Genomic DNA, 16,489 nt, shown 5'->3' on the forward strand with positions numbered 1-16,489 from the left:
GATTGCATTCCGCCGGCTTCGAATGCGGGAATCGCCGGCTGCGCCCGGACACCACCCGTCTAACCGAGCCCGAAGACATTGACCGCGGCGGACTTACCTTTGAGCAGATGAGATCCCCGGTCGATGAGCGGCGGTCGCGAGGTCAGGGCGTCGACGGTGTGCTCGGTGAGCAGGATCGAGTCGCCGGTGATCTTGGTGAGCTGCTCGACCCGCGCCGCGACGTTGACGGCGTCGCCGATCAGGGTGAACTCCAGCTTGGCCGCGCCACCGATGGTGCCCGCAATCACCACACCGGTGTTAATGCCGATGCCGATCCGAAGCTCACCGCCGAACCGTTCGGCCACCAGACGATGGATCAGCCCGGCCGCATGCACCGCGGCGTCGGCGTGAGCGGGCAGGTCGTTGGGAGCGCCGAATACCGCCAAAGCTCCATCGCCGAGAAACTTGTTGACGTGCCCACCCGCGCCGACGACGGCGGGCACGACGATCTCGAACAACGTGTTGAGGCGGGTGACAGTGTCCTCGGCGGAATGCGCCTCGGCGAACGGCGTGAAATCACGAATATCGATGAACATCACGGTCACCTCCCGGCGCTCCCCGCTGAACACGTCGTCACCCTGTTCGAGCAGCCGTGCCGCCAACCCCGGATCGACATAGGTGCCGAACGCCGCCTGAAGCCGTTGCCGCTCAGCCAAACCCGCCTGCATGCGATTGAACGACGCCGCCAGCACGCCAAGGTCATCGTCCTGAACCACCGGCAACCGTCGGCTGTAGTCCCCTGCCGCAACGCGTTTCGTGCCCTCGGCCAGATCGCGAATCGGCTGCAGGGACGGCGCGAACCCGGCACCGACGCTGATCGGCACCGCGAAGCCCAGCGCCACACACCCCAACAAAACAGCGAGCATGGGATTTTCACCGACCCGACTGAACGCGGAGCCCAGCAACGCGCCCCCGACCGAAAAGCCGAACGCCACCGCGAGCATGGAAATCTTCGACCATGCCGCAAACGTCGGTCGGGAGCGGGGCAGGGAGTCACCGATGCCGGTGTCGCCGGCGATGGCGACCCGGGCCGGTCGCAGCGCCCCTTCGACGAAGCTGTGCAAACCGATCAATTGGGCAGCAGCTGCTAAACAGGCACCCACAATCCCGTACTGGGCCAGGCGCCACCCGCCCGCCCCCGCGAGCGCAGCGACAATGACAAACACCAGGGCGAGCCCAAACACGTTGCTTACCAAGCCGCGGGCGACCGCGCCCCGCGCGGTGACATAAGTGGCGTCCAGCGCGTCCGCCCGATCGACGTCATGACCGGCTGCCCATTGCTCGACAAGGTGGAGCCGGCCCAAGCCGGGAAGGAAGTACATGTAGGCCAGCAGCGGCCCGGCGGCGACGGTGACCGCTGCGGCCTCGACGTAGCGATCGGACTTCTCGTGGGCAACGACGATAAACGACAACATGAGGTAGGCCGGCAGCACGACGGCGAACATGATCGCGCAGAGCGCCCACGAGTACTTCGTTGCATACCGATCCCACACCCACTGCCAGATGTGATTCATTCCTGAAACAAAACACCCCGGGCAGCCGAAATGGTATGGAATCGCCGCGTCGTGGCACAGGATTGCCAGAGGTACTCGGCAAGCGGGACGTCGCACATCAGTATCCCTGGCGGGTGTCCGCCGCCACCGGACTTGATCGCATACCGGATTCCGGCGATTCGCGCGATCCTGCTCGAGCCGCGATTGTCACCTGTCCGCGAATTCGGCGAGCTTGGCATCGACCGCCGCGTGGTCTGGTTCGGCGTACACCTTGCGGTCGTGCTTGTTCACCCAAATCAAGAACGGACAGCTGGCGGCGGGACCGGCTACGGTACCGAGTTGCTCGAGGTGCTTACCGGTCCTCGCCTCGCGGAGTTCGATGTCGTACTGCACCGCGAAGTAGTCGACCGTCACGCGGTCGCCATCGTCAGTTTTGAAGTCGCACGACAGTGACTTCACTTCAGTTCCGGATTTGTGGGTAAGGCACGCAACAACATTCACCGAGGTGTAATCGTTGGGATTCACCCGGTAGTCGGCACGGGAGTCCAGCATCAGTTCGGTCCAGTGGTCGGATGTCACCCGGCTCATTGGGTTAGGCCGCTCGTTGCGAGCGAACGCGGCGATCTTGTACGGCTTACCGTACGCGGCGGCGTTGCTGATCGATCCGCGATCGCAGACCACGTCGAAGCTCGAGAGGGAGGTTGCCTTGCTGGTGCCGCCGCGACCGTCGAGACCGTCGTGCGCCAGGTCGCGCACCACGAAAAACCCGACTATGGCCGCAGGTATGAGAACGACCGTCGCCGCGATAACAAGCACAACGATCAGGGCGCGATTGGTCTTGCGCCGCGGGGGATACGGTCCCGGCGGCGACCACGGCTGCGGATACTGCGGCGACCACGGCTGCGGATACTGCCGCGGATACTGCGGTGGCCACTGCTGCGGATAGCTCACGCTCGTGCCCCCTACGTCGTGGTGCGGCGAGCTTAACAACCGGCGCGGTCGGGGTCAGTCTCCGCCACAACGCAAACACCCCCGGCCGAAGGACCGGGGGTGTTGCGCACAACCGCACTCAGTGGTGGTGGTGATGACCGTGGCCGTGGTCGTCGTCCTCCTTGGCCGGCTTGTCGACGACAGCCGTCTCGGTGGTCAGCACCATGCGGGCCACCGAGGCCGCGTTGAGCACCGCCGACCGGGTGACCTTGACCGGGTCGATGACGCCGGCGCCGATCAGGTCGCCGTACTGCAGCGTCGCCGCGTTCAGGCCGTGACCCGCATCCAGCTCCCTGACCTTGCTGACCGCGACCGCACCGTCCAGCCCGGCGTTGGTAGCGATCCAGTACAGCGGCGCGGTGAGCGCCTCGGCGAAGACGTCGACGCCCGCCGCCTCATCGCCGCTCAGCGAGGCACGAAGGTCGGTGAGCGACTTGCCGGCCTGGATGAGTGCCGATCCGCCACCCGCCACGATGCCCTCTTCCACCGCGGCCTTCGCGGCGGCGACAGCGTCCTCGACGCTTTCCTTGCGCTCTTTGAGCGCCGTCTCGGTGGCCGCGCCCACCTTGATCACGGCAACACCACCGGCCAGCTTGGCCACCCGCTCCTGCAGCTTTTCCCGATCCCAATCGGAGTCGCTGGCCTCGATCTCGGCCCGCAGCTGCTTGACGCGCTTCTCGACCGCATCCTTGGAGCCACCGCCGTCGACGATGATGGTGTCGTCCTTGCTGACCACCACGCGGCGCGCGGAGCCCAGCACGTCGGTGCCCACCTCGCGCAGCACCAAGCCGGCGTCGGGGTTGACCACCTGGCCGCCCGTCACGATCGCCAGATCTTCGAGGAAGGCCTTGCGACGGTCACCGAAGAACGGCGACTTCACCGCGACCGCCTTGAGCGTCTTGCGGATCGAGTTGACGACCAGCGTCGCCAGCGCCTCACCCTCGACGTCCTCGGCGACGATCAGCAGCGGCTTGCCCGTTTCGGCGATCTTCTCCAGCATCGGCAGCAGGTCGGGCAGCGAGCTGATCTTCTCCTGGTGCAACAGGATCAGCGGGTCGTCGAGGACCGCCTCCTGCGAGTCGAAGTCCGTCACGAAGTAGGCCGACAGGAAACCCTTGTCGAAGCCGACGCCCTCGGTGAACTCCAGCTCGGTGTTCAGCGTGGACGATTCTTCGACGCTGACGACGCCGTCGGCGCCAACCTTGTCCATACCCTCGCCGACCAGCGCACCGATCTGCTCGTCGCGCGAGGACACCGTCGCGATCTGAGCGATACCATCGCGGCCGGCCACCGGGGTGGCCGCGGCCAGCAGCGCTTCGGACACCGCATCCGCGGCCTTGCTGATGCCGGCCCCCAGGGCGATCGGGTTGGCACCGGCGGCGACCATGCGCAGGCCGCTCTTGACCAGCGCCTGCGCCAGTACGGTGGCGGTGGTGGTGCCGTCGCCGGCGACGTCGTTGGTTTTAGTCGCCACCGACTTCACCAGCTGGGCACCCAAGTTCTCGAACGGGTCTTCCAGGTCGATCTCCCGCGCCACGGTGACGCCGTCGTTGGTGATCACCGGACCACCAAAGGCCTTGGCCAGCACCACATGCCGGCCGCGCGGGCCCAGCGTGACGCGCACCGCGTCGGCGAGCTTGTTAACGCCCACTTCCATTGCGCGACGCGCGGTTTCGTCGTACTCAATCAGCTTGCTCATCAGGATCCTTTACACGCCCGTGAACGCATGCCGCCCCGGTAATCACCCGTGCCTGTCGCACGGGGATCGCCGGGGCGGAACACGGTTCTTACTTGGAAACGACAGCCAGCACGTCGCGTGCCGACAGGATCAGGTACTCCTCGCCGTTGTACTTGATCTCGGTGCCGCCGTACTTGCTGTAGATGACGGTGTCGCCCTCCGACACGTCCAGCGGGATCCGCTTGTCGCCATCCTCGTCCCACCGGCCGGGGCCGACTGCGACGACGGTGCCTTCTTGCGGCTTCTCCTTGGCGGTGTCAGGAATGACCAGACCGGATGCGGTCGTGGTCTCAGCCTCGTTGGCCTGCACGAGAATCTTGTCCTCGAGTGGCTTGATGTTCACCTTCGCCACGATTGGAGCCTCCACTTATTGGATCGGGTCCGGGCGATCGCCCGGACTGGTGTTGGCGGTCGATCCAGGCTTGCCCGAACCGTCCAGTTACCAGATGATTCGGCATTCGGTCATGCCCTTGGGCCGTCGTCGCGGGTGCCGACACAGGGGATAGCCCGATTGCCACCTAGCACTCTATACACGAGAGTGCTAGCACTCAAGGCCGCCCCGCTGCTTCCCTGATTTTTCCCGGGTGAGCTCAGCTCACCTGGGCTTTTACCACCGGTAGCCCCGGGTCGCTGGGCACGTCCAACGGCGACGGCGGCGCGCCCGCCGCCACCAGGTGCGCGGCGAACGAGGCGATCATCGCGCCGTTGTCGGTGCAAAGCCGGGGACTGGGGATCCGCAGCTTCAACTTCGCCTGGTCGCAGCGCTGGGTGGCCAGCTCCCGCAGCCGCGAGTTGGCCGCCACTCCCCCCGCGATCAGCAGGGTCCCCACGCCGAGCTCGGTGGCGGCGCGCACCGCCTTGCGGGTCAGCACGTCGGCGACCGCCTCCTGGAACCCGGCGGCGATGTCGGCGGTATCCGCATCGGGGTGGCTTTCCACATACCGCGCCACCGCCGTCTTGAGGCCGGAGAAGCTGAACGCGTACTGGTCATCGGCGGGACCGGTCATGCCCCGCGGGAAGGCGGGGATCTCCGCGGCGCCGGGACCGCGGGTGCGGGCCAGCTCGTCGAGCACCTTGCCGCCCGGATACCCCAGCCCCAGCAGCCGGGCCACCTTGTCGTAGGCCTCACCCGCGGCGTCGTCGACGGTACTGCCCAGCTCGACGATCGGTGCGCCGAGCGAGCGCACATGCAGCAGGTGGGTGTGCCCACCGGAGACCAGCAGTGCCACGCACTCGGGCAGCGGGCCGTGTTCGTACACGTCGGCGGCCAGATGCCCGCCGAGATGGTTCACCGCGTAGAAGGGCACCCCCCACGCGGCCGAATATGCTTTAGCCGCCGCCACTCCCACCAATAGGGCGCCGGCCAGGCCGGGCCCGATGGTGGCCGCGACGACGTCGGGCTTGTGCACACCCGCGGCGGCCAGCGCCCGACGCATGGCCGGGCCGATCGCCTCCAGATGTGCCCGCGACGCGATCTCGGGGACCACCCCGCCGAACCGCACGTGCTCGTCGACGCTGGAGGCGACCTCGTCGGCCAGCAGGGTGATGGTGCCGTCGCAGTGCAGCCGGGCGATGCCGACTCCGGTTTCGTCGCAAGAGGTTTCGATCGCCAGAATGGTGGTCGCGGTCATGTCACTGGGCCTCCCGCCGCATCGTGTAGGCGTCCGCGCCGCTGACCCGGTAGTAGCGCTTGCGCAGGCCGATCTGCTCGAAGCCGACGCTGCGGTACAGCGCGATGGCCGCCTCGTTGTCGGTGCGGACCTCCAGGTAGACGACACCGCCGTCGGCGAACTTCAGCAGGTCCTCGAGCAAGCGCCGGCCGATGCCGCGGCCCTGGTATTGGGGGTCGACACCGATGGTGTGCACCTCGTACTCGAACGGCGGTTTGCGGCCCAGCTTGGCGATCCCGGCGTAGCCGACCAGTGTGTCGGCGATCCGCGCCGCCACGTAATGGTGGTGGGGGCTGGCCAATTCGCGGTTGAACGCGGCAGCCGGCCACGGGTCGTCACCGTCGAACAGCAGCGCTTCCAGCTGCGCGCAGCGCTGCGCGTCGGCCCGGGTCAGCGCACCGAACGTCACGGCCTGGCCGCCGGCGGTCATTGCCGGGCCGCCAACGGCTTCGCGTCGGGCCGGCGCAGATACAAGGCCACCAGCGGCGCGGGTTCAGCCGACCAGTCCGGCGCCGCGGCCACCAGCCCGGCCGGGGTGGGATGGACGGGCTCGCACACGGGCAAGCCGAACAGCGCGGCGTGCTCCGGTGAACCGGCGACGGCCCGGGCCGCACCGGGGTCGACGTCGGCGGGGGCGTTGACGGCCGGGCCCGCCACGCGGACTCCGTCTCGGTAACGGGCCCAATAGATTTCGCGCCGACGGGCGTCGGTGACGACCAGGGTTTCGCCGGGGGTCAGCACGCCGATGGCGTCCAGGCTGCACACGCCGTGCACCGGGATGTCCAGCGCATGACCGTACGCGGCAGCCGTGGCCATCCCCGCCCGCAGGCCGGTGAACGGTCCGGGGCCGCAGCCCACCACGACAGCGTCCAGGTCGGCCATCCTCAGCCCGGCGTCGGCCAATGCGCCCAGCGCGTTGGGCGTGAGTCGTTCGGCGTGGGCGCGGGCGTCGACGGTGACGCGCTGGGCCAGCACGGTGCACGCCGCGCCGTCGTGGCGGACCACACCTGCGGTCACGGCCGGGGTGGAGGTGTCCAAGGCAAGCAGCAGATTCACGTGTGCGCCCACCGCCAGGTCGCAATCCGGACGTCGGAGTGGCTGAGCCGCTCCAGCCGGATATCGAGATGGCGTTCGGCCAGGCGTTCGGCCAGGCCCTCGCCCCACTCCACCACGACGACCGCATCCTCGAGGTCGGTGTCCAGATCCAGCGAATCGAGCTCACCGAGCAGGTCGGCGCCCCGGTGGTCCAGCAGCCGATAGACGTCGACGTGAATCATCGCCGGCGCATTCGCCCGGCGCGGCGGGTGTACCCGGGCCAGCACGTAGGTGGGCGAGGTGACCGGACCGTCGACGTCCATCGCCTCGGCGATTCCCTTGGCCAGCACCGTTTTTCCCGCCCCGAGCGGGCCGGACAGCACGACGACGTCGCCGGCGCGCAGCTCCCGGCCCAGCTGCGCCCCGAGGGCAATGGTGTCCTCGACGCGCTCGCAGGTGGCCGTGCCCGACCCGGAACTCAACGGTGCTCGCTGGTCAACCACGGCGCCGCCACCGATGCTGCATCCGGCGGTACCACAGCGTCATCCGGCCCGGGCTGGCGCGGTTGACCAGCCGGACCAGACCCTCGTTGATCGCCTCGGGTTTATCCAGCAGCGCAAGGTGACTGGCCCCGTGGACGATGACCAGCTCGGATTGCGGCAGCGAAGCCGCCATCTTCCGCGAGTATTCGTCCGGCGTGATCAGATCGTGGTCGCCGCAGGCGATCAGCGTCGGGATTCTCAGCAGCGTCCACAATCCGGCGGTTTCGTCGTGCTCTTCCAGCGCCCGCATAAACCCCACCAGTGTCGGAATCGGGGTGGCGTTCATCATTCGCTGGGAGAACGCGTCCAGACTCCGGCTGACCTGCAGATCGCTATAGGAGGCGGCTCGCAGCACCGGGCCGATGAGCGAGCGCGACACGTTGCGACCGCGGTGCATGAGTTTGGGAGCCGACCGTGCGGTGAACCGAAATGCTTCCACCGCAGGGTTTTTCAGAATCTCACCCAACGGTGACCGGGTCACCCCTTCGGCGGCCGTGGAAATCAGCGCCGCACCGACGATCCGGGTGCCGTAATGCTCGGGGTATTGCCGGGCATGCGACAACACCGTCATCCCACCCATCGAGTGACCGACCAGGATGATGACGCCGCGCGGAGCGACCTCGGCCAGCACGCTCTGCAGATCCTGCCCGAGCTGGGTCAGGGTATAGGTCTCCGGTGAGGCTTCCCCGGACCGGCCGTGCCCGCGCTGATCGTAGAAGATCATCCGCACGCGCGGTCCCCACTTCTCGGCGAGCCGCTTGCGCTGGAAGTAGAAAGCGCCCATTCGTAGGCAGAAGCCGTGCACGAACACCATCGTCAGCGGCGCGTCCACCGGCCCGACCTCCCGCACCGCCAGTGGCACCCCGTCGCGCGTGGTCACCACGTAGCTGCGGTCGCTGTGCATCCGGTCGAAATCCTCACCGGCGTACGGGTCTTCGACGAGGCTGACGCGTTGCGTCATCGACCGGCGCACCGAGGCGCCGACGATGGTCGCGACCGCGGTCAGCCCCGCACCCCCGGCAAGCCACGTCCTTCCCCCGTGTCGCCGGCGAATCTCCTCATCGCTCAACAGTTTCGGCCTCGCGGTAGGTCCGGGTGATCCGTCCCCGTGGACTGGTCACCACTTCGTAGTGGATGGTGCCGAGCAGATCGGCCCAATCCTGCGCGGTGGGTTCGCCGTTGACGCCGGGACCGAACAGGATCGCCTCGTCGCCCTCCGTCACGTCGAGGTGACCGGGGCCCAGGTCGACGAGGAATTGGTCCATGCAGATCCGTCCGACACCGGGGCGACGCCGGCCGTTGATCAAGACCTCGAGCCGCCCGCCCAGGGACCTGAAGATCCCGTCGGCGTAACCGATCGGCAGCAGCGCCACCGTGGTGTCGCGCTCGGCGACCCAGGTATGCGCATACGATACGCCTTCGCCGGCACGAACCGACTTCACCAACGCCACAGCACATTTCACGGTCATGGCCGGTAGCAGTCCCATGTCACCGCGTTCGGGGACGGGACTCAGGCCGTACACCGCGATACCGGGCCGCACCATGTCGAAGGCCAGGTCGGGGCGCGACATCGTCGCCGACGAGTTGGACAGGTGGGCGATCTCGAATCGCAGGCCCTGGTTGCGTGCGGCGGTCAGCATCTCGCTGAAGCGGCTGCGTTGAACGTCGTTGATCGTGTTGTCCGGCTGGTCGGCGAACACCATGTGCGACATGAGCGCGCGCACCCGCACGGCGTCCTCGGCGCGGGCCCGGCGCAATGCGGTCAGCATCGCCGGATAGTGGGCCGGGGGCACCCCGTTGCGGTTCAGCCCGGTGTCCACCTTGACGCTCACCGTGGCGGTTCGTCCGGTACGGCGCACGGCGTCCAGCAGCTCGTCGAGTTGACGCACCGCGGACACCGCAATCTCGACGTCGGCCAGCAGCGCCGGCCCGAAGTCGATGCCCGGCGGGTGCAGCCAAGCCAGCACCGGCGCGGTGATGCCGGCCGCACGCAGTGCCAGCGCCTCGTCGACGGTGGCCACACCCAGTTCGGCGGCACCGGCCGCCAGCGCCGCGCGCGCCACTGGGACCGCTCCGTGACCGTAGCCGTCGGCTTTGACGACGGCCATCACCTGGGCTGAGCCGGCGTGCTCCCGCAGTACCCGTACGTTGTGTGCGATCGCCCCGAGGTCCACGACGGCCTGGGCGACGACGCCGGGTGCAAGGGATAGCGGGGTAGCTGCCACGGCCGCCATTGTCCCAGAGGACGGGTTACGGCATGGCGCAGTGTGCGGCCAGGGTGGCGACACGCCGGGCCGGCCCACCGTGAGCGCACACCGAAAACCGTGCGCGCCCGGCCGCCGTCAGTGCGCGAAGTGCTCCGCACGGTAGTGGCCGCCCGGCTTGAGTTTGTCCAGGGACGCCAGCGCGCTGCGGGCGTCGTCGTGCAACGCGCGGGCCAGGTCGGCCGATAGCCCTTCGCGCACCACCACGCGCAGCACGGACACGTTGGTGGCGTTGTCCGGCATCGTGTAGGCGGGCACCTGCCAGCCGAAGCCGCGCAGCTCGTGGGAGACGTCGAATTCGGTATAGCCCAGGCCACGGGCCAGCCGGAACGCCACCACCGGGATCGCCGAGCCGTCGGAGATCAGCTCGCAGTGCTCGCCGGTCCGCAGCTGTTCGCCCAGCCAGCGTGCCGTCGACGACAACGTCTGCATCACCTGGGTGTAGCCCTCGCGGCCCAGCCGCAGGAAGTTGTAGTACTGACCCACCACCTGGTTGCCCGGGCGGGAGAAGTTCAGCGTGAACGTCGGCATGTCCCCGCCCAGGTAGTTCACGTGGAACACCAGTTCCTCGGGCAGGTACTCCTTGCTGCGCCACACGACGAACCCGACGCCGGGGTAAGTCAGCCCGTATTTGTGGCCGCTGACGTTGATCGACACCACCCGCGGCAGCCGGAAGTCCCATTTCAGCTCGGGGTGCAGGAAGGGCACCACAAAGCCGCCGCTGGCGGCATCGACATGCACCGGAACGTCCACACCGCCTTGTGCGGCGAGCTTGTCCAGGGCGGCGCAGATGTCGGCGATGGGTTCCAGCTCGCCGGTATAGGTGGTGCCCAGGATGGCGACCACGCCGATGGTGTCCTCGTCGACGGCGTCGACGACTTGTTCGGGGGTGATGACGTAACGCCCCTCCTCCATCGGCAGGTACCGCGGTTCGACGTCGAAGTAGCGGCAGAACTTCTCCCAGACGACCTGGACGTTGGCGCCCATCACCAGGTTCGGGGTGCGGCCCTTCCAGCCGTTTTTTGCAGAGCCGACCTGCTGCCGCCACCGCCACTTCATCGCCAGGCCGCCCAGCATGACGGCCTCGCTGGAGCCGATGGTGGACACCCCGACGGCGCTGCTCGGGTCGTCGTCGCGCAGGCCCTCGGCGTGGAACAGGTCGGCCACCATGCAGACGCAGCGCTGCTCGATGGCCGCGGTGGCGGGGTATTCGTCCTTGTCGATCATGTTCTTGTCGAACGTCTCGGCCATCAGCCGCCCGGCCTCCGGATCCATCCAGGTGGTGACGAAGGTGGCCAAGTTCAGCCGCGAACTGCCGTCCAGCATCAGTTCGTCGTGAATGAAGCGGTACGCGGCTTCGGGATCCATCGACTCGTCGGGCAGCCGCAGCGCCGGCACCGGCGCGGTGAACAGCCGACCGGTGTAGGCGGGAGTAATCGAATGGGCCGGCATGGACGGGTGTTGGGGCATGCGGAAATCCTTCCTAGAGAGCAGCCAGGGCGGCGCGGATGTGCGGCACGATGCGTGACGCCGACGTCGGGGCCTCGCCCGGCCCCGGGTCGGCGGCCGACAGCGCCGCCGCGCGCGCGTGCACGAACGCCCCGGCCGCGGCGGCCTCGGCGGCGGGCAACCCGGATGCCAGCAACGCGCCGATCATCCCGGACAGCACGTCGCCGGAGCCGGCCGTCGCGGCCCAGGACTGACCGGCCGGGTTGAGATAGACCGGTCCGCCGGGGTCGGCGATGACGGTGACATTGCCCTTGAGCAGCACGGTGACGCCCAGCGCGTCGGCCAGTTTGCGGCAGGCGCCCACCCGGTCGTCGCCCGGCGGATTACCCGCCAACCGGGCGAACTCACCGGCGTGCGGTGTCAGCAGCGTCGGCGCCTTCCGATTGGCGACCAGGTCGGGATGGGCCGCCAGGATGGTCAACCCGTCGGCGTCGACGAGGACCGGCAGATCGGTGTCGAGTGCGAACCACAGCGCGGCGGCGCCGACATCGTCGGTGCCCAACCCCGGCCCCACGACCCAGGCCTGCACCCGGCCGGCCGCCGCGGGGGTGGGTGTGGCGATGACCTCGGGCCATGCCGCGAGAACCTGGCTGTGGCCGCTGCCCGCGTAGCGGACCATGCCGGAGGTGGCCGCGACCGCGGCACCGGTGCACAGCACGGCCGCGCCCGGATAGGTTGACGAGCCGGCCAGGATGCCGGTCACGCCCTGGGTGTACTTGTCGTCGTGCGGACCGGGCACCGGCCAGCGCGCGACGACGTCGGCGGCCTCGAAGCCGAGCGTGTCGGTGTCGGGCAGAGCCAGGCCGATGTCGATCAGCGCGACCCGACCGCAGTCGGCCAGCGCGTGCACCGGTTTGAGGCCGCCGAAGGTGACCGTGAGCGTGGCGTGCACCGCAGGCCCGGTGACCGCGCCGGTCGCCACGTCGATGCCGCTGGGGATGTCGACGGCGACCACTGGGATCTCGGCGCCGTCCGGCCTTATCGCCGCGGCGAATACCTCGGCGGCCGCGGGCCGCAGTGGCCCGGACCCCGAAATGCCGACCACGCCGTCGATGACGAGATCGGTTGTTGCCGCGACCTTTTCCACGATGCGTCCGCCGGCCTTGCGGAACGCGGCCAGCCCCTTGCGGTGGGCGCGGTCCGGGTTGAGCAGCACCGCGTCGGCGGCGGCGCCGCGCCGCAGCAGAAAGGTCGCCGCCCACAGCGCGTCACCGCCGTTGTCACCGGAGCCGACGACCGCACACACCCGCCGGCCCACGACGCCGCCGGTGCGCTCGGTCAGCTCGTTGAGAATCTCGGTGGCCAGCCCGAACGCCGCACGCTTCATCAAGGCACCGTCGGGCAGGCTGGCCAACAACGGCGCTTCGGCGTCGCGGATCGCTGCCACGGAGTAGTAATTCCGCATCGAATGCAGCATTCCATGCAACGTTGTATTCGCGCACAGCGGTCGTTAAGGAGTGGTCCGTACATTTGGAAGACGCGACGCCTAAGACGCACAAGACGCATGACGGGAACGGGAGGGGCCGATGGCGCGATCCGATGACGACACCTGGGACCTGGGAAACGGCGTGGGGGCCACGGCAACCGGCGTGGCGGTGGGACGCGCGCTGGCAACGCGGGCGCCCCAGCCGCTGATCAACGACCCGTTCGCGGAACCATTGGTGCGCGCGGTCGGCATCGATTTTTTCACCCGCCTCGCCAGCGGCGAGCTGGATCCCGCCGCGGTCGATGACAACGGTGACTTCGGGATGCTGGGCATGGCCGACATGATGGGCCTGCGCACCCGGTTCTTCGACGACTTCTTCGTCACCGCGGCCGCCGCCGGAATCCGGCAAGCGGTGATCTTGGCGTCCGGACTGGACGCGCGCGCCTACCGGCTGCCCTGGCCGGCCGGCACCACGGTCTTCGAAATCGACCAGTCCCAAGTCATCGAGTTCAAGACCGCGGCCATGGCTGAGCTGGGTGCCGCGCCGACGGCCGAGCGGCGGGCGGTGGCCGTCGACCTGCGCCACGATTGGCCGGCCGCGCTGCGCACTGCGGGCCTGGACCCCGGCAAACCCACCGCGTGGAGCGCCGAGGGCCTGCTGCCGTTCCTGCCGCCGGACGCGCAGGATCGCCTGCTGGACAACATCACTGAGCTCAGCGCGCCGGGCAGCCAGTTGGCCACCGAGAACGTGCAGGGCGCCGACGACGCCGTCGCGGCGATGGCCGAACGGATTCGCCAGGTCACCGAGCAGTGGCGCGAGCACGGCTTCGACATCGAGATGACCGACCTCTGGTATGGCGGCGACCGCAACGACGTGGCCGTCTACCTCCGGTCGCACGGCTGGTCGACCACCGCCACCACAGTGCCGGAACTGGCTGCCAATTACGGTGTTTCGCTGCCGCCGCGGCCCGCGGCCAACCCCGACGCGGAAGCCACGCTCACCTCACTGCAATACGTGACCGCAACGCGGGCCTAGCCGTTGCCGGTTTCGCCGACCGCGCGCAGCGGCGGTATAGATGCCGCGGCGTCGAAGGATCTGGTCAGCCATTGGCTCATCGCGGCGGCCAGCGCCGCGCGATTTTCGCGCTTGACGATCTCGTGTCCGTCGTCGGCGAACAGCAGGTAGCGCACGTCGCGGCCGGCTCGGCGCAGCGCGTCGACGATCTGTTCGGATTCGCTGACCGGGACGTTGGTGTCGTGCGCCCCGTGCACCACCAACAGCGGGGCGACCAGCGACTCGACCCGCCGCAGCGGTGACAGCTGCTCGAGCAGTTCACGGTCGCCGACCGGGTGGCCGTACTCGGGGTAGGCGGAGTCGGCGATCCATGGTTCGGTGTTGCGGTAGAACGTGGTCAGGTCGCTCATCCCGCAGATGCTGACTCCCGCGGCGAACAGGCCGGGATGAAACGTCAGGGCCGCCTGGGTCAGGTAGCCGCCGTAGGACCAGCCCGCGCAGGCGATTCGGCCCGGATCGGCAACCCCGCTGTCCAGCAGGAAGCGCACGCAGTCGGCGACGTCGTCGATCGCGGCGAAGCGCTTTTCCTTGTCGTCGGCGTGCAGGAAACTGCGGCCGAATCCGCCCGAGCCGCGGACATTCGGCGCCAGCACCAGGAACCCGTCGGTGACCAGTCGGGAGAAGATGTCGTTGTAGCCGGGCCGGGCTTGACCCTCCGGGCCGCCGTGCAGGAACACGACCGCACCCGCCGCACCGTCGGGGCACATCGGCCGGTACAGCCAGGCATTGAGGTCCAGCCCGTCGCGGGCGGTGATCGTCTGCGGCTCGGCGAAAACCTCGGGAACCGCTGCACCGCGGTCGCGTTGGGTATCGATGGGTTCCCATTCCCGCGAACGCGGGTCCACCAATTCGACGGTTCGGGGCATGGCCGGCCCCTCCACGGTCATCGCGACCATCGAGCCGCCGGCGCTGATCGACAACTCCCCGGCGACCGGCCCGGGTAACGGAATCGGCTCGGCCAGCGTGTAATCGGTGTATTCGAGAATCTGTAATTCGCTGCAGCCCTGCAGGTTCCACAACAACGCGACGGTCGACAGGTCGTCGCTGACCGCGAACTCGGCCAGTTCACAGTCGGGCCGTTCGGCCACCACCGAATACTTGACGCCGTCCAACGTGACGGTGACCTCCAGCAACCGGGCGTACTCGCAACCGTTGTCGCTGCGGATCAAGGCGCGTACGTACCCGTCGGCACCGGTGCCCGGGTTGTACAGCTTCGTCAGCTCACCGCTGAGCCCGTACCGGAGGCGGCGCGGCTGGTGGTCGTCGAGGATGATCCCCTCGGATGTGGTGGATCCGGGATCGGAAGGCAGTAAAGCGATTTCGGTCTGCCCGAACAACATGATCATCTCGTGGTAGCCGCGCGGCCCCACCCGGATCAGCGCCGCACCACCCCAGGCATCGACCAGCCGGCCGCCGGATCGACTGTCCAGCACGACGTGCCGGCCGTCGGTGGGATCGATCAGGCACGAGCGTCCCACGCCGTCCTCGCCCGTCAGGATCGCCGCGACTTGGGTTCCGTCCCACGCGATCAGTTCCGCGGTGCCGGCCTCTTGGTGGTCGATGCGCCACGCCATGCGATCGTCGGGATCGGTAGTGACGACCCAGATCTGGCTGCGCGAACCGCTGCCGTCCAGCGTCACCTGACAGGCCAGCCATTGGCCGTCCGGGGAGTGCATCACCCGGGAGACCGGACCCTCGACCGGCAGCTCCACATCCCGCGAAGAGCTGGCCCGCCAGCCACGCAAAAAGCGTTGTACGGCGCGAGGATAACCCCCGTCGTCGACGATGTGGGCGAATGCCGTGGCGTCCGGCGACAACGATGCGCCGTAGATCTCGCGCACCTGCCCCATCGTGTCAGCCTTCCATACTGCGAGTGCGATCACCGGTCAGCGCGTAGCGTGCCATATCGAGCCCCCGGCCATGCAAATCCGCGATCCCGGACGGGCCGCGGGTCAGCTGGGCAACTCGCCGCGATACCGGAAGCGCCGGAAGGCCGCCCGCGCCCGCGCCGGACTCCATTGCCGGTCTTGTTCGCCCCGGACCATCGGATAGAAACACAGCCCGATGAGGATCGACGTGAAATGACCTATCGCGGTGAAGTCCAGGCCATGCCGGGTCATGGTGAGCAGCGGAAAGCCGAAGATGACCAGCAGCACACCAAGATACAGCCAGCGCCATGGCCGCTCGATGCGATAGGTCAGCACCGCCATGATGGCGACGAGGAAATAGCTGACCCCGATATCGCGGGAGTGCACCAGTCGTTCCGAGGCATCATGTTCCTCGATCGCGAAGTACAGCACGCTTTCGCTGATATAGGTCGACAAGATGTGGCCGGTCAATCCGATGGTGAGCCACTTCAGGTGGCCGAGCCAATGCTCAACCGGGGCGAGAAACAGGGTGAACAACAGCAGATAGGGTTCCAGACTCTTGCCGTCGATCCACAGCAGGCTGGAAAACAGCACGGTGAGCGGGTCGGTGGCCAATTCGTGAATGTTGGTGGACCGGTGCAGCAATACCGAGTGCAGTTCGCGGCCCGGGAGCTGATGCGCAATGATCGTCGTGATCAGCAGGACGGCCAGCCAGCCGTAGGTTAGCGGGGCACCGCTGACGTAATGCCAAACCGCGAGCGCCAGGCTCCGTAAACGCGCCCCCACCGATGCATTCGCCACGGCGTCAACCTTCGCATGCCCGACGGCGCCGGCAAACGG

At 68.2% G+C, this 16,489-nt stretch carries 15 protein-coding genes; 1 reads left to right on the forward strand and 14 read right to left on the reverse strand.

The window, feature by feature from the left end; translation table 11 throughout:
* Nucleotides 1-59: 59 nt before the first annotated feature.
* The 12 genes from G6N33_RS07290 to G6N33_RS07345 form a co-directional block, all read right to left on the reverse strand.
* On the reverse strand, nucleotides 60-1,553 hold the full coding sequence (locus G6N33_RS07290) for an adenylate/guanylate cyclase domain-containing protein (RefSeq protein ID WP_101528753.1): 1,494 nt from the start codon (nucleotides 1,551-1,553) through the stop codon (nucleotides 60-62).
* A 186-nt stretch (nucleotides 1,554-1,739) separates the two neighbouring features.
* The gene (locus G6N33_RS27390; protein WP_231382555.1) at nucleotides 1,740-2,483 is read right to left on the reverse strand and encodes a hypothetical protein; all 744 of its coding nucleotides are present in this window, start codon (nucleotides 2,481-2,483) and stop codon (nucleotides 1,740-1,742) included.
* A gap of 118 nt (nucleotides 2,484-2,601) precedes the next feature.
* On the reverse strand, nucleotides 2,602-4,221 hold the full coding sequence (gene groL, locus G6N33_RS07300; RefSeq protein ID WP_044509917.1) for a chaperonin GroEL: 1,620 nt from the start codon (nucleotides 4,219-4,221) through the stop codon (nucleotides 2,602-2,604).
* Between the two features lie 88 nt (nucleotides 4,222-4,309).
* Nucleotides 4,310-4,612, reverse strand: coding sequence for a co-chaperone GroES (gene groES / locus G6N33_RS07305; protein WP_044512867.1), 303 nt, complete (start codon nucleotides 4,610-4,612; stop codon nucleotides 4,310-4,312).
* Between the two features lie 238 nt (nucleotides 4,613-4,850).
* Nucleotides 4,851-5,891: a tRNA (adenosine(37)-N6)-threonylcarbamoyltransferase complex transferase subunit TsaD gene (tsaD, locus tag G6N33_RS07310; RefSeq protein ID WP_044509916.1), complete on the reverse strand. Its 1,041-nt coding sequence runs from the start codon at nucleotides 5,889-5,891 to the stop codon at nucleotides 4,851-4,853.
* A gap of 1 nt (nucleotide 5,892) precedes the next feature.
* Nucleotides 5,893-6,360, reverse strand: a complete 468-nt coding sequence (gene rimI / locus G6N33_RS07315; protein ID WP_044509915.1) for a ribosomal protein S18-alanine N-acetyltransferase — start codon at nucleotides 6,358-6,360, stop codon at nucleotides 5,893-5,895.
* The gene (gene tsaB / locus G6N33_RS07320) at nucleotides 6,357-6,986 is read right to left on the reverse strand and encodes a tRNA (adenosine(37)-N6)-threonylcarbamoyltransferase complex dimerization subunit type 1 TsaB (RefSeq protein WP_044512865.1); all 630 of its coding nucleotides are present in this window, start codon (nucleotides 6,984-6,986) and stop codon (nucleotides 6,357-6,359) included. The genes rimI and tsaB overlap by 4 nt, the downstream gene beginning before the upstream one ends.
* Nucleotides 6,983-7,468: a tRNA (adenosine(37)-N6)-threonylcarbamoyltransferase complex ATPase subunit type 1 TsaE gene (gene tsaE / locus G6N33_RS07325; protein WP_231382554.1), complete on the reverse strand. Its 486-nt coding sequence runs from the start codon at nucleotides 7,466-7,468 to the stop codon at nucleotides 6,983-6,985. Before tsaE ends, tsaB begins: the two co-directional genes overlap by 4 nt.
* Nucleotides 7,461-8,576: an alpha/beta fold hydrolase gene (locus tag G6N33_RS07330; RefSeq protein ID WP_101528754.1), complete on the reverse strand. Its 1,116-nt coding sequence runs from the start codon at nucleotides 8,574-8,576 to the stop codon at nucleotides 7,461-7,463. Before G6N33_RS07330 ends, tsaE begins: the two co-directional genes overlap by 8 nt.
* On the reverse strand, nucleotides 8,566-9,732 hold the full coding sequence (alr, locus tag G6N33_RS07335) for an alanine racemase (protein ID WP_179962670.1): 1,167 nt from the start codon (nucleotides 9,730-9,732) through the stop codon (nucleotides 8,566-8,568). The genes G6N33_RS07330 and alr overlap by 11 nt, the downstream gene beginning before the upstream one ends.
* Nucleotides 9,733-9,849: 117 nt before the next feature.
* Nucleotides 9,850-11,241 (reverse strand): glutamate decarboxylase, encoded by a 1,392-nt coding sequence (locus tag G6N33_RS07340; RefSeq protein ID WP_044509912.1) that lies wholly within the window; start codon nucleotides 11,239-11,241, stop codon nucleotides 9,850-9,852.
* A 13-nt stretch (nucleotides 11,242-11,254) separates the two neighbouring features.
* Complete coding sequence (locus tag G6N33_RS07345) at nucleotides 11,255-12,685, reverse strand: NAD(P)H-hydrate dehydratase (protein WP_101528777.1); 1,431 nt, start codon at nucleotides 12,683-12,685, stop codon at nucleotides 11,255-11,257.
* Nucleotides 12,686-12,806: 121 nt separating this feature from the next.
* Between G6N33_RS07345 and G6N33_RS07350 the strand changes: the two genes are divergently transcribed.
* A complete protein-coding gene (locus tag G6N33_RS07350) occupies nucleotides 12,807-13,742 on the forward strand; it encodes a class I SAM-dependent methyltransferase (RefSeq protein WP_044509911.1) in 936 nt (311 codons plus the stop codon).
* Here the strand turns inward: G6N33_RS07350 and G6N33_RS07355 are convergent.
* Both G6N33_RS07355 and G6N33_RS07360 read right to left on the reverse strand, forming a co-directional pair.
* Nucleotides 13,739-15,631, reverse strand: coding sequence for an alpha/beta hydrolase family protein (locus G6N33_RS07355; protein ID WP_049919401.1), 1,893 nt, complete (start codon nucleotides 15,629-15,631; stop codon nucleotides 13,739-13,741). The two genes, G6N33_RS07350 and G6N33_RS07355, sit on opposite strands and share 4 nt — an antisense overlap.
* 102 nt (nucleotides 15,632-15,733) lie before the next feature.
* Nucleotides 15,734-16,450, reverse strand: coding sequence for a rhomboid-like protein (locus G6N33_RS07360; protein ID WP_044509909.1), 717 nt, complete (start codon nucleotides 16,448-16,450; stop codon nucleotides 15,734-15,736).
* Nucleotides 16,451-16,489: the final 39 nt, after the last annotated feature.

The sequence above is a fragment of the Mycobacterium simiae genome (assembly GCF_010727605.1).
GTDB classification, from domain to species: Bacteria; Actinomycetota; Actinomycetes; order Mycobacteriales; family Mycobacteriaceae; genus Mycobacterium; species Mycobacterium simiae.